Source organism: Anaeromyxobacter sp. PSR-1, assembly GCF_000964525.1.
In the GTDB taxonomy this organism is placed as follows: domain Bacteria; phylum Myxococcota; class Myxococcia; order Myxococcales; family Anaeromyxobacteraceae; genus Anaeromyxobacter.
The window spans coordinates 1-11,675 of sequence record NZ_BAZG01000135.1; the positions used below are offsets into that span (position 1 = coordinate 1).

Annotated in this window: 11 protein-coding genes and 2 pseudogenes; 10 read left to right on the plus strand and 3 right to left on the minus strand. The window is 77.3% G+C overall.

Going from position 1 to position 11,675, the window contains the following annotated elements:
- Positions 1 to 66: 66 nt before the first annotated feature.
- The 5 genes and pseudogenes from PSR1_RS25020 to PSR1_RS16880 all read left to right on the plus strand — a co-directional run.
- Positions 67 to 180 (plus strand): annotated as a pseudogene (locus tag PSR1_RS25020) (ATP-binding protein); the annotation flags it as partial.
- 200 nt (positions 181 to 380) lie between these two features.
- Positions 381 to 863: a hypothetical protein gene (locus PSR1_RS24635; protein ID WP_237758092.1), complete on the plus strand. Its 483-nt coding sequence runs from the start codon at positions 381 to 383 to the stop codon at positions 861 to 863.
- Positions 864 to 879: 16 nt separating this feature from the next.
- Complete coding sequence (locus PSR1_RS16870) at positions 880 to 1,311, plus strand: hypothetical protein (RefSeq protein WP_059438626.1); 432 nt, start codon at positions 880 to 882, stop codon at positions 1,309 to 1,311.
- Complete coding sequence (locus tag PSR1_RS16875) at positions 1,308 to 2,288, plus strand: NAD(P)H-quinone oxidoreductase (protein WP_059438627.1); 981 nt, start codon at positions 1,308 to 1,310, stop codon at positions 2,286 to 2,288. The genes PSR1_RS16870 and PSR1_RS16875 overlap by 4 nt, the downstream gene beginning before the upstream one ends.
- Positions 2,289 to 2,341: 53 nt before the next feature.
- The gene (locus PSR1_RS16880) at positions 2,342 to 3,373 is read left to right on the plus strand and encodes a pectin acetylesterase-family hydrolase (RefSeq protein WP_059438628.1); all 1,032 of its coding nucleotides are present in this window, start codon (positions 2,342 to 2,344) and stop codon (positions 3,371 to 3,373) included.
- A 27-nt stretch (positions 3,374 to 3,400) separates the two neighbouring features.
- Here PSR1_RS16880 and PSR1_RS16885 read toward each other — a convergent pair whose 3' ends face one another.
- A complete protein-coding gene (locus PSR1_RS16885; RefSeq protein WP_193388375.1) occupies positions 3,401 to 5,215 on the minus strand; it encodes a DUF4091 domain-containing protein in 1,815 nt (604 codons plus the stop codon).
- 273 nt (positions 5,216 to 5,488) lie between these two features.
- Positions 5,489 to 5,662, minus strand: a complete 174-nt coding sequence (locus PSR1_RS24640) for a hypothetical protein (protein WP_237758082.1) — start codon at positions 5,660 to 5,662, stop codon at positions 5,489 to 5,491.
- A 675-nt stretch (positions 5,663 to 6,337) separates the two neighbouring features.
- Between PSR1_RS24640 and PSR1_RS24645 the strand changes: the two genes are divergently transcribed.
- On the plus strand, positions 6,338 to 6,610 hold the full coding sequence (locus PSR1_RS24645; RefSeq protein WP_237758089.1) for a glycosyltransferase: 273 nt from the start codon (positions 6,338 to 6,340) through the stop codon (positions 6,608 to 6,610).
- A gap of 3 nt (positions 6,611 to 6,613) precedes the next feature.
- Here PSR1_RS24645 and PSR1_RS16895 read toward each other — a convergent pair whose 3' ends face one another.
- The gene (locus tag PSR1_RS16895) at positions 6,614 to 7,273 is read right to left on the minus strand and encodes a hypothetical protein (RefSeq protein ID WP_059438633.1); all 660 of its coding nucleotides are present in this window, start codon (positions 7,271 to 7,273) and stop codon (positions 6,614 to 6,616) included.
- Between the two features lie 191 nt (positions 7,274 to 7,464).
- Here PSR1_RS16895 and PSR1_RS16900 point away from each other — a divergent pair, with 191 nt between their 5' ends.
- The 4 genes and pseudogenes from PSR1_RS16900 to PSR1_RS16915 form a co-directional block, all read left to right on the plus strand.
- A complete protein-coding gene (locus tag PSR1_RS16900; protein WP_059438630.1) occupies positions 7,465 to 8,136 on the plus strand; it encodes a hypothetical protein in 672 nt (223 codons plus the stop codon).
- A gap of 6 nt (positions 8,137 to 8,142) precedes the next feature.
- Complete coding sequence (locus PSR1_RS16905) at positions 8,143 to 9,018, plus strand: phosphatase PAP2 family protein (protein WP_059438631.1); 876 nt, start codon at positions 8,143 to 8,145, stop codon at positions 9,016 to 9,018.
- A 120-nt stretch (positions 9,019 to 9,138) separates the two neighbouring features.
- Positions 9,139 to 10,620, plus strand: coding sequence for a lipopolysaccharide biosynthesis protein (locus PSR1_RS16910; RefSeq protein WP_059438632.1), 1,482 nt, complete (start codon positions 9,139 to 9,141; stop codon positions 10,618 to 10,620).
- Positions 10,621 to 10,694: 74 nt separating this feature from the next.
- A pseudogene (locus PSR1_RS16915) lies at positions 10,695 to 11,675 on the plus strand (hypothetical protein); the annotation flags it as partial.

An 11,675-nucleotide genomic window follows, 5' to 3' on the forward strand; every position in this document is an offset into this window, starting at 1 on the left:
CGCCCCCGCGCCGTAAGCGCGCGCTGACTACCGTCGGGGGCGCCCGCCGTGCGATAAGGGCGCGAAATGATCCGGAAGATCGTCCACATCGACGAGTCGAAGTGCGATGGCTGCGGCCAGTGCATCCCCTCCTGCGCCGAGGGCGCCATCGCGCTGGTGAACGGCAAGGCGCGGCTCTCCGGCGACGCGCTCTGCGACGGGCTGGGCGCCTGCCTGGGCGAGTGCCCGCAGGGCGCCATCACCGTGGTCGAGCGCGACGCCGACGCGTTCGACGAGGCGGTGGTCGCCGCGCACCTCGCGCGCCAGGGCCGCGCACCCGCAGCGCACGCGCCCGCCCCGCCCGCCCGGCGCCCGCGCGCCCGCGCCCGCTGCTCTCGGTGGTGCCGTCCGGCGATCCCGCGCCCCAGGGCGGCGGCTGCCCCGGCTCGCGGAGCCGCACGCTGTCGCCCCGCGCCGCGCCGCCCGCGAGCGCCGCGGCCGCCCCCGCGTCCGGCCAGAGCCGGCTCGCGCACTGGCCGGTCCAGCTCCACCTCGTGCCCGTCGGCGCGCCCTGGCTCGACGGCGCCGACCTGCTCGTCGCGGCGGACTGCGTCCCGTTCGCGTACGCGCGCTTCCACGACGACCTGCTCGCCGGCCACGCGCTCGTGGTCGGCTGCCCGAAGCTCGACGACAACCGCTTCTACGCCGAGAAGCTCGGGCAGATGCTCGCCCGCTCCGACGTCCGCAGCGTGACCGTGGCGCGCATGGAGGTGCCCTGCTGCGGCGGCATCGCCATGGCCGCCCGCCAGGCCATCGCCGCCTCCGGCAAGGCCATCCCGCTCCGCGACGTGGTGGTGGGCGTGGACGGCGCGCTGCACGGTTGAGCGCTACGATCCCGGCGTGACCGCCCGGATCGTCCTGTTCGCGCTCGAGGATCTGCGCGCCCGCCACGCGAGCGCGCTCCTGCCCGGCGCCGACCCGCGCCACGACACCGCGCCGTTCCGGCGCTTCCGCGCCGCGCTGCTCGAGCTCGCCGCCGCCGCGGCCACCGGGCCGGCCGAGCTCTCCATGTGGTGGGAGGGCACGTACAACGGCTACGTGCTGGCGGTCGCCGCCGAGCCCGCCGAGGCGCTCGAGGCCCTCGATCCGTCGCCGGCCTGCCCGCCCGACGGCGAGAGGGTCGCGCCCCCGCGCGCGGACCGGTATCCTCTCGCCCGCGTCGAGCCCGGGCGCGCCGCGGTGGCGCGCGATCCGGACGGCGCCACCTACGAGGCGCCGTTCGGATCGGCCTCCGGCCACTTCGGCGCGCCGGGCATGCGGAGGATCCCATGAAGGCGGTCGTGTTCGGCGGCAAGGGCGGTCCCGAGGTCATCGAGCTGCGCGAGCTGCCGGACCCGTCGCCGGCGCGCGGCGAGGTGCTGGTGCGCGTGCGCGCGGCGGCGCTCAACCGGGCCGACCTGCTGCAGCGGCGCGGGCTCTACCCGCCGCCGCCGGGGACCCGCGAGGACGTGCCGGGCCTGGAGCTCGCCGGCGAGGTGGCCGCGGTCGGCGCGGGCGTCACCGCCTGGAAGCCGGGCGACCGGGTCATGGCCATCGCCGCGGGCGAGGCGCAGGCCGAGCTGTGCCTGGTGCACGAGCGGATGCTGGTGCGCATCCCGGACCGGCTCTCGTTCGAGGAGGCGGGCGCCATCCCCGAGGCCGGGATGACCTCGCACGACGCGCTGTTCACCCTCGGCGGCCTGCGGCCCGGGTGGCCGGTGCTCGTCCACGCGGTCGGCTCGGGCGTCTCCACCGCGGCGGTGCAGATCGCGAAGGCGGCCGGCGCGACGGTGATCGGCACCTCGCGCACCGCCGACAAGCTGGAGCGCGCCCGGGCGCTCGGCCTCGACCACGGCATCCTGGTGGGCAAGGACGAGCCGCGCTTCGCCGACGAGGTGAAGAAGGTCGCCGGCCGGTGCCCGCTGGTGCTCGACTTCGTGGGCGGCCCGTACACCGCCGAGAACCTGGCCGTGCTCGCCACCGGCGGCCGGATCGTGGTGATCGGGACCATGGGCGGCGCGAAGCCGACCGTGGACCTCGGCGCGCTCATGCGCGCGCGGGGCAGCATCGTGGGCACCGTGCTCCGCCCGCGGCCGCTCGAGGAGAAGATCGCGGCCACCCAGGCGTTCGCGAAGGACGTCCTGCCGCTCGTCGCCGCCGGCAAGGTGAAGCCGGTGGTGGACGCGGTGATCCCGGCCGCCCAGGTGCGCGAGGCGCACGAGCGGATGGAGCGGAACGAGAGCTTCGGCAAGCTCGTGCTGGCGTTCTGAGCCGCCCGGGGGCGCCTTGCCGCGCGGGGCCGGCGCACGCACCGTGTGCCGGCATGCGCCTCCTCCATCGCGTCCGCGTCCTCTCGCTCGCCGTCCTGCTCGCCGCCTGCGGGGGCGGCGGCGAGGATCGGATCCCGCGGCGGAGCTGGGCCTGGGTGGACGTGCCCGGGGCGGAGTGCGCCGACGGCTCGCCCACCGGGATCGGGGTCAGCCGCGGCGACGACGACGCGCGCGTGGTGCTGTTCCTCGACGGCGGGGGCGCGTGCTGGGACGCGGTGACCTGCTTCCAGCTCCGGACCGCCTCCCCCGGGCCCTTCGGCGCGGCCCAGCTCTCCGCCCGCCTCGCGGAGCTGCCCGGCTCGGCGCTGGACCGCACGCTGCCCGGCAACCCGTGGGCGGGCGCGACGCTGGTGTTCGTGCCGTACTGCACCGGGGACGTGCACGCCGGCGACGCGGTCCAGGACTACCCGGGCGCGCCGCGGAGCTGGCGCCATCACGGGCGCGCCAACGTGGAGGCGGCGCTCGACTGGCTCGCGGCGAACCTGCCCGCGCCGGGCCAGGTGGTGGTCTCCGGCGCCAGCGCCGGCGGCTTCGGCGCGCTGCTCGCGTTCGACCGCGCCGCGGGGCGCTGGCCGGCGGCGCGCGCCTACCTGGTGGACGACTCGGGGCCGCCGCTCGTCGGCGACGACTTCTCGCCGGTGCTGCGCGCCGCCTGGTTCGCCGCGTGGCGGCTCGACCGCACCCTGCTCCCGATCTGCCCCGACTGCGCGCTCGATCTCTCGGCGCTCCTGCCGGTGCTGGCGCGCGCCCACCCCGGCGCGCGGCTCGCGCTGCTCTCCTCGCGCCAGGACCAGGTCATCCGCGGCTACGTCGGGCTCGGGCCGGCCGGGTTCGAGGCGGCGCTGCTGCGCCTGGTGGACGGGCGGGTGGCGCCGCTCGCGCAGGCCCGCGCGTTCCTGGTGCCGGGCGAGGGCCACACCCTGCTCGGCGCGCCCGGGACGTTCACGTCGGGTGGCGTGCCGCTGCTGGAGTGGCTGCGCCGGATGGTCGAGGACGATCCCGCCTGGACCACGGCCGGGCGCTAGGCCGGGCCGTGGTCCGCGTCACCCGCGCTACCGCCGGCGGCGCCGCACCGCGCCCGCCAGCCCGAGCAGCGCGAGCAGCCCCCCCGCGCCGCTGCGGCAGCCGCTCGGCGCGATCACGCCGGCCTGCACCCCGCCGCCCGAGCCGCCGCCGGTGCCACTCCCCGTCCCGCTGCCCGGGGCACCGGGCGTGCCGCCGCCCAGCTCGACGATGCGCCGCGCGATCCGCTCGCGCGCGGCGAGCAGGTCGGCCGGGCTCACCTCGGCGTCGTAGGGGTGCGGGAACAGCGCCCCGGAGATCTCGTGCGCGAGCGCGCCGCCGCCGAGGTCGGTGAGGATCTTCAGGTACTCGTAGTCCTCCATGCCCTCGCGGATCATCTTCAGGCGGATGGACGCGACCGGGATCTGCGTGGTGCCGCCCACCTTGGCCGGCGTGCCCGGGTAGAACAGCGTCCCGTCGCCGTTGCCCGAGAAGTCCCACTGGTTGGCCCAGGGGTCGTGCGAGTACGCCATGGTGGTCTCGTAGTAGAGCTCGCCGGTCACGTCGTGGTTGAACGAGACCCACTCCATGGCGCGGTTCCGCACCGCGGACGCGTCGATCATGTAGCTCGGCCAGCCGGTGAAGTAGCGGTCGGAGTCGCTGGGCGAGCCCATGTCCACGGTGCCCCCGCAGCCGTGGCTCATGCAGCTCTGGTACGTCCACAGCTCGCGGCGCGGCGAGCCGGCCAGGAACGCGTCGTACCTCGCGCGCTGCGGCCCGGCGAACTTCTCGCCGGCGCGGTCGTCGAGGAAGTTCACCACCGGCACCAGCACGTCGATGGCCGAGGTCACGCCGGCCGCGTCCGCCTGCTGGATGGTGGTGGTGACGAGCGTGCGCAGCGCCGGGGTCACCGCGCGCGCCGCGGCGGCGCGCGCCGGGATGTCGCTCCAGGCGCACTGCAGCGGGGGCTCGTCGCAGGTGTACTGGAACAGCCGGTCGTCCCAGCCGCGCGCCTGGAAGAAGCTCGCCCACGAGGCGTAGCCGGAGCTGCCGCCCAGGTACTCGACCGAGGTCGCCTCCGCCCCGGGCAGCGCCGCCGCGGAGGTGCCGTCGAACAGCGGGCCGAAGAAGCTGGAGAAGTGGGTGAGATCGCGGTTGCCGTCGTCGATGCGCGAGAGCGTGACGCGGTGGTCGAGCGCGAGCTGGCCGTAGCGGGCGCGCAGCGCCGAGAGCGCGTCGCCCGAGACGCCGTGCGCCGTGTTGAGCGTGCCCCAGGACAGGCCGAACGCGCTCTTCAGCGAGGCGGTGGACGGCAGCGTGAACGGCCACACGGTGAGCGTCACCGGCACGGTGGCCTCGCCCCCGCTCCAGGTCACCCGCACCGAGCCGGTGTAGTCGCCCGCCGGCGCGTCGGGCGGCACGTGCACCTCCACCCAGATGGCCCGGCTCTCGCCCGCCGGCACGTCGAACGGGAAGGCGTTGCGCCGCTCGCCCGCCAGCTCGTCCACGTCCGGCACCAGCGCGTCGGGCCAGGGGCCGGTCCCCCCGTCGAGCGCCGAGGGGTTGGCGAGGTTGATGATCGCCTCCCGGTAGAGCCGGAGGGAGAGGGAGGCCGGGCCGGTCAGCCCGGCGGTGGTGGCCCGGACGCCGGCGGCGGCGCCGGTGACCACCACCTGGAACGCCTCGAACTCGTTGCGGGCGGCCGTCAGCGCGGCGCTGCCCTGCGCGCGCGCAGCGGCGGCGGGGCGGATCTTCTCGGTGGAGGTGGCGGTCCAGACCGAGGCGGCCTGGGCGGGGAGCGCTGCGAGGAGCAAGGCGAGGACGGCGGCGGACGCGGGGAGGTCCGCGAGCGGTCGGAGCGTCAAAGGAGGCTCTCCATGTAGGGACGCCGCCCCGATCAGCGTACAGCCTGCCTCCCGGCGTCTCGTTCAGGTGCTGATCTGCCATGAGGGCCGGGGCCGACACCACAGACGGGCGAGCAGGCGCCCGGCGCCGGGCGGGCCGGCGCGCGCCCGCCCGGCCGGCCGCGGCGGCTCACCGTCCGTGACTTGCCTTCCAGTGAACAGGCCCCGCGGCGGCAAGCGCCGCCGCCGGGCGGAGGACCTAGCTTGCGGCCCGATGCGCGTCCTCTACCTGCACTACGGCCCGCAGTCCGGCGTCACCGCCGCCATCACCCGCAGCCTGGCGGAGGCCGGCGCCGAGGTGGTGGAGGCGAACCCTGCCGAGGGCTTCCTGTACCAGCTCCGCCCCGGCTGCCGGATCCCGAACGTCCGGCCCGCGGTGGTGCGCGCGGTCGCCGAGGCGCTGCGCACGCACGGCCGGAGCTGGAAGCCGTACTACCTGCACACCACCTTCGCGTTCGACCACCTCTCGGCGCGGGCGGGCGAGGCCGTCCGGCGCGCCGGGGCCGACGCGGTCGTCCAGGCCGGCGTGCTGTTCTCGCCGGGGCTCGCCCCGGAGGTCCCCTACCACCTGTACCTCGACCACACCCGGGCCATCGCCGAGCGCTACCCGCCGCTCGACGGGCTGCCGCCGCCGGTGCCGTACGCGCCGGAGTGGCGCGCGCGCGAGGAGGCGGTGTACCGGGGCGCCGCCGGCATCTTCACCATGAGCGAGGCCGTCCGCGCCTCGCTCCTCGCCGACTACGGCGTGAGCCCGTCCCGGGTCCACGTGGTGGGCGCCGGCCCGAACGTCGAGCCCGGGCCGCGCGACCTGGGGCTGGCGCGCGAGCCGCTGGTGCTGTTCGTGGGCCGCAACTTCGTGCCGAAGGGCGGGCCGGAGCTGCTCGAGGCGTTCCGCGAGGTGCGCCGCGCCCACCCGCGCGCCCGCCTCGCGCTCGTGACGGGCCGCGCGCCGGCGGCGCTCCCCGAGGGCGTCACCGACCACGGCCTGCTCGGCAGGGAGGCGCTCGGCCGCCTGTACGCCACCGCGGCGGTGTTCGCGCTCCCCACGCTGCGCGAGCGTTCGGGCTCTCCTTCCTCGAGGCGATGGCCTTCGAGCTGCCGGTGGTGGCGAGCCGGATCGAGGCCATCCCGGAGATCGTGGCCGACGGCGAGACCGGGCTGCTCGTCCCTCCGCGCGATCCCGCCGCCCTCGCGGCCGCGCTGGGCGCGCTGCTCGCCGATCCGGCCCGCGCCCGCGCCATGGGCGCCGCCGGCCGCGCCCGCGCCGCGGCCCGCTTCGGCTGGACGCGCGCCGCCGCGCGCATGCTGGACGTGCTCCGGCCCGCGCCGGCCCTGGCCACGGGCCGGCGCGCGTGAGCGTCAGGGCGGCGGCTGGAGCGTCCGCACCTTGGCGACGAGGTCGGTGAACCAGTCCTGGACCGTGCCGCGCACGTTGTCGTGGTCCTGGTGATACGCGTTCAGGTGGCAGACGAGCTGGAGCGCGGTCACGCCGTCCCCGGCGTCGGTCGCGACGAGCGACCCGTCCTGCACCTCCACGTTCACCGTGCCGTGGATGCGCTGGTAGCGGAAGCCGATCACCTCCGGCGCCTCGAGGGTGCCCACCAGCGGTCCGCCGCGGTACGCGATCACCCAGTGCACGCGGAGGCCCGACGGGCCGGCCTCGTAGCGGATCTCGAAGGAGAGCGGGAACTCCGGCTCGACCGTGCCGGTGACGTGCCAGTCCGCGCCGTGGATGCGGCTGGTGGCCGGATCCTGCAGCGCCTCCCACACCACCAAGAGCGGCGCGTGCACGTACGCCGCGCCGTGCGCCCAGGACCACTCCGGCCCGTCGCCGTCCACGGTGACCAGCGCCTCGGGGTGCGGATCCCCCTCGACCGGCGCGGGGAAGCTCGCCTTGCAGTCCTCGAGCGGCTCGTAGCCGGCGGCCGGGTCGAAGGGCGTGTCGGTGTTCCCGCAGCCGCGGCCGCACCCGGCGAGCGCGACGACGGCGGCGAGCGCGAGCCGGCGGACGGTGCGCATCGCGACCTCCACGGCCAGCGTAGCGCCGCCCGCGCGGGGCCGGCGCTGCCCTGCTGCGCTCCGCCGTCCGGGGCGCGCGCCGCGGACGCGGGCGGAGGGGCGAACCCGGGACGGCGGACCACGCGCGGTGCGTTGACGGGGCCGCTCCCGGGTGGTGCGCTTCTTCCGTCCATCTCACAGGGGGAACCACCGTGCGCTCCACGCGAATCGCCCTCCTGCTCGCGGCGCTCGCCGCCGCCGGCTGCGGCTCCAGCAGCAACGACAGCGGGCCCACCGAGCTCACCGGCACCGTCCGCGGCCAGCCCTTCACCGTGGTGGAGGCGGCGTTCGCCGGGCCGGAGACCTCGAACGACTGCAGCATCGACATCCCGGGGGTGCCGGCGCCGGTCCCGTACGCGCCCTCCTCGGTGCTGATCGGCTTCTCGAAGAGCCCGGGGCTGTGCCAGACGCTCACCACCCCGTGCGCCATGAAGAAGAGCTTCGGCCTGGTGGGCGGCCTGCTCGTCCACGCGCGCATCAGCCTCACCGGCGCCGCGGTGACCGCGCCGCCGCTCGACGTGGCCAGCTACCCGGTGGTCGCCGACCCCGGCAGCCTCACCCCCGACACGACCGGCGCGGTGCGGGTGGGCATCTTCTCGGCCAACGAGACCGACGACGCCTGCCTGGACAAGCCGTCCATCGACGCGACCGGCACCGCCACGATCAGCGCCATCTCGGCGAACGAGATCCGCGGCTCGCTCGACCTCACCTTCGAGGACGGCGGGAAGCTGGCGGGTCCGTTCGTGGCCACCCGGTGCGACGTCGCCTACGACGCGTGCACCCCGGAGCCGCCCATCTGCAATGGCACGCCGACCTGCAACTGAGGTCGCGTGATCGCGCTCGCCGCCGCGCTCGCCCTCGCGCTCGCGCAGGGGAGCGCCGCGGCCTCGGAGGAGACGGAGCCCGGGCCGTTCCTGGGCGAGGGGACCCGCTACGCGGATCTCCCGGTGGTCCGGCGCGTCCTGCTGGACCTGGTGGCGATCCCGGCCGACGCGCCGCGCTGGAGCGCGCCGGACGCCGCCGGGCTCGCGCTCACGCTGGGCGCCGGGCTGGCGCTCATGTGGCCCGCGGAGCCGTCGCCGGACGTGCGCCTCGACCGCTGGATCACCCGCGAGCTGAACCCGCACCTCCCGGTGGTCTGGAACGACGTGGTGCAGCCGGCGCTCTGGGGCGGGATCGCGGTGGGCGGCCTCGGGACCTGGTGGCTCGCCACCCGACGCGGCGACGCGTACGTGGCGCAGGGCTGCTCGCTCATGGCGGAGGCGCTCACGGTGGCGCAGGCGTACCACGTGTCCGTGAAGCTGCTGGTCGGGCGCGAGGGGCCGCGCGACGGCGAGGGCGAGGGGCGCGTGCTCGGCCCGCGCGCCTCGCTTCGCCTCTACCCCGCCGGCACGCCGTCCGGCCACGCCGCCACGCTCTACTCGCTGCTCTCCGCCGGCACCGCGTACTTCGAGCCGCCGCTCGCGGCCCAGCTCGGGCTGCACGCGCTGGTGGGCGGGCTGGTGGCGTTCCACGTCATCGACCACCGGCACTTCCTCTCCGACTCGCTGCTCGGCTCGGTGCTGGGCTGGTCGGTGGGGCGCTGGGTGGTGCTGCACCGGCGCTCCTCCCCGGACGCGCCGCCGTCGCGCGGGCCCTCGGCCCTCGCGCTCGTGCCGCTCGCGCTGCCGTCCGGCGGCGGGCTGGCGCTCGCCGGGTCGCTGTAGGGCGCGCGAGCTCGTCGCCTCCCCGGCCGGAGTCGAAGGTGCCCCGGCGGGCGGTGCCGCCCGGGCCGGCACGCGCCGCGGCGCGGCGCGAGGCGCATCGTTCGGTGCGGAGGGAACGGCTTGCCCGACTCGATCATCGCCCGAGCGCGCCCGCTCATGGCTGCGCGCCTCGCCGGCGCCGCGCTCACCTTCGCGGTCCCGCTGGTGCTCGCGCGCGTCCTGGTGCCCGCCTCCTACGGGACCTTCAAGCAGGCCTGGCTGCTCTCCCAGACGCTCGCCCTGGTGCTGCCGCTCGGGCTCACCCAGAGCCTCTACTACTTCGTCCCGCGCGACCCCGCCCGCCGCGACCGCTACGTGGCGCAGACCGCCTGGGCGCTGCTCGCGGTGGGCGCCGCGTCCGCGCTGCTGCTGCTCCTGGCGCGGCCCTGGGTGGCGGCGCACTTCGACAACCCCGAGCTCACCCGCAACCTGCCCTGGGTGGCCGCCTTCACCGCGTTCACGGTGGCGGGCGCGCCGCTCGACGTCGCCTGGAACGCCACCGGGCGCATCGGCGCGGCCGCGCTGGTGCGCGTCGCCACCGAGGGCGGCCGCGGCGCCGCCATGGTGGCGGGGGCGCTCCTGTGGCGCTCGGTGGAGGGCGTGTTCGCCGGCATCGCGCTCGCCACCGCGACGCGCGCCGCGCTCTCGCTGTGGCTCCTCGCCCGCCGCCACGGGGTGCGCGGCGACCTCGCGCTGCTCCGGCGGCAGGTGGCGTACGCGCTGCCGTTCGGGCTCGCGTTCGTGCTCATCGTGCCGCAGCAGCAGTGGCACCAGTACGCCGTCGCCGCCGCGGTGAGCGCGGCCGCGTTCGCGGTGTACAGCGTGGGGACGTTCCAGCTCCCGGTGGTGGACGTGCTGTACACGCCGGTGTCGGAGCTGCTGCAGATCGGGCTCGCCGAGCACGAGGGCGCGGGCCGGCCGCCGCGGGCCGGGCTGGCGCTGTTCCACGAGGCGGTGCTGCAGCTCTCCTTCGCGTTCGTGCCGCTGGCCGGCCTGCTCGCGGTGGCGGCGCCGGTGCTGGTGCCGTTCCTGTTCTCGCCCCGCTACGCCGCGGCCGTGCCCATCTTCCGGCTGGCCACCGGCTCGGTGCTGCTCGCGGCGCTGCCGCTCGACGGCGTGATGCGCGCCCGGGCGCAGAACCGGTTCATGCTCGCGCTCTCCGCCGCGAAGCTCGGCGGCACCGCGGCGCTGGTCGCGGGCGGGCTCGCGCTGCTCGGCCCCATCGGCGCGCTCGGCGGCTGGATCGTGGCCGAGGCGGCGGCGCGCGCCGCCATGCTCGCGCGCACCGCGACGCTGTTCGAGGCGCCGCTCCGCCAGGCGCTGCCGGTCCGGGCCCTCGCCCGCCAGGTGGGCGCGACCGCGGTCGCCGCGCCCGCCGCCTGGGTGGCCCTGAACGCGCTCGCCGCGCCGCCGTTCTTCCGGCTGGCCGCCTGCGGCCTCGCCTTCGCCGCAGCCTACCTGGGCGTCTCGTGGGCGTTCGGCTGGCTGCCCGCCGGCTGGGTGGGCCTGTTCCGGTCGCGCCGGGGCGTCCGGGCCCCGGCCGCGCCCCCGGAGAGCGCATGACCGCCGGGCGACGACCGGGTCTGGACCCGACCCCGGGGTCGCCCCGGCAGCCGGCGCTGCCCAGGTCCCCTCGCATGCGGCCTCGCGCCCTCGCCGTCGTCCTGCCCGCCCTCCTGCTCGCCGCGCTGACGGTCGCACGCCTGCCCGCCGCCTGGGAGAGCGGGAACGCGCTCAACCACGTGTCCGGCGCCTGGATGACGCTCGCCGACGACCTCGCGCACGGCACGTTCTACCGCCCGCTCGCCTCGGCCGAGCTGGGCTACGGCGGCACCCGCTTCTTCCCGCTCGCGTTCGCGCTGCACGCCGGGCTGCTGCGCCTGGGCGCGCCGCTGCTCGCCTCCGGCTACGCGCTCTCGCTCGCCGCCGGCGCGCTGCTCGTGCTGGGCGGCTTCCTCCTGGCGCGGCGCATGGGGCTGGCCCGCGCCCCCGCGGCGGCGTTCGCGGCGCTCGCGCTGGCGGGCTTCGCCGGGCAGCACGCGCTGTCGGCGGTGCGCGGCGACCTCCTCGCGGTCGCGCTGCAGGCGCTCGGCCTCGCCGCCACGCTCGCCTCGGATCCCGACGCGGACGCGCCGCCGCGCCCGCGCCGCGGCCGGCTCGCGCTCGCGGCGCTCTGCTTCGTGCTCGCGTTCGCGGCCAAGCCCACCGCGCTCACCGCCCCCGCCGCCGCGATCGCGTGGCTCGCGCTGCGGCGCGCGCCCCGGGCTGCGCTCTGGCTCGCCGCCGCCACCGCGGCCGGCGCCGCCGCGGTGACGCTCGCCACCGACCTGCTCTCGCACGGCCGGTTCCTGTCGATCCTGGCCGCCTGCGCCGCCGGCGGCGCCGGGGCGGGCGACCTCCTGCGCGCGCCGCTCCGGCTGGTGCGCCTGCTGGCGGTGGAGGACCGCGCCGGGCTGGTGCTCATCGTCGCGGCCGCCGCCGCGCTCCGCGCCGCCGCACCCCGCACCTGGGCCGGCTGGCGCGCGCCCGCCGCGGGCGGGCTCCTGCTGGCCGCGCTCTGGGTGGCGGCCGCCGCGCTCGGCGTGCTCGCGGTGCTCGCCTCCCCCGGCACCGGCGTG

Coding starts and splice junctions, on each gene's coding strand:
- PSR1_RS16875 (WP_059438627.1), top strand. CDS start 1,308: ATGAAGGCGGTCGTGTTCGGCGGCAAGGGCGGTCCCGAGGTCATCGAG.
- PSR1_RS16880 (WP_059438628.1), top strand. CDS start 2,342: ATGCGCCTCCTCCATCGCGTCCGCGTCCTCTCGCTCGCCGTCCTGCTC.
- PSR1_RS24645 (WP_237758089.1), top strand. CDS start 6,338: ATGGCCTTCGAGCTGCCGGTGGTGGCGAGCCGGATCGAGGCCATCCCG.
- PSR1_RS16895 (WP_059438633.1), bottom strand. CDS start 7,273: ATGCGCACCGTCCGCCGGCTCGCGCTCGCCGCCGTCGTCGCGCTCGCC.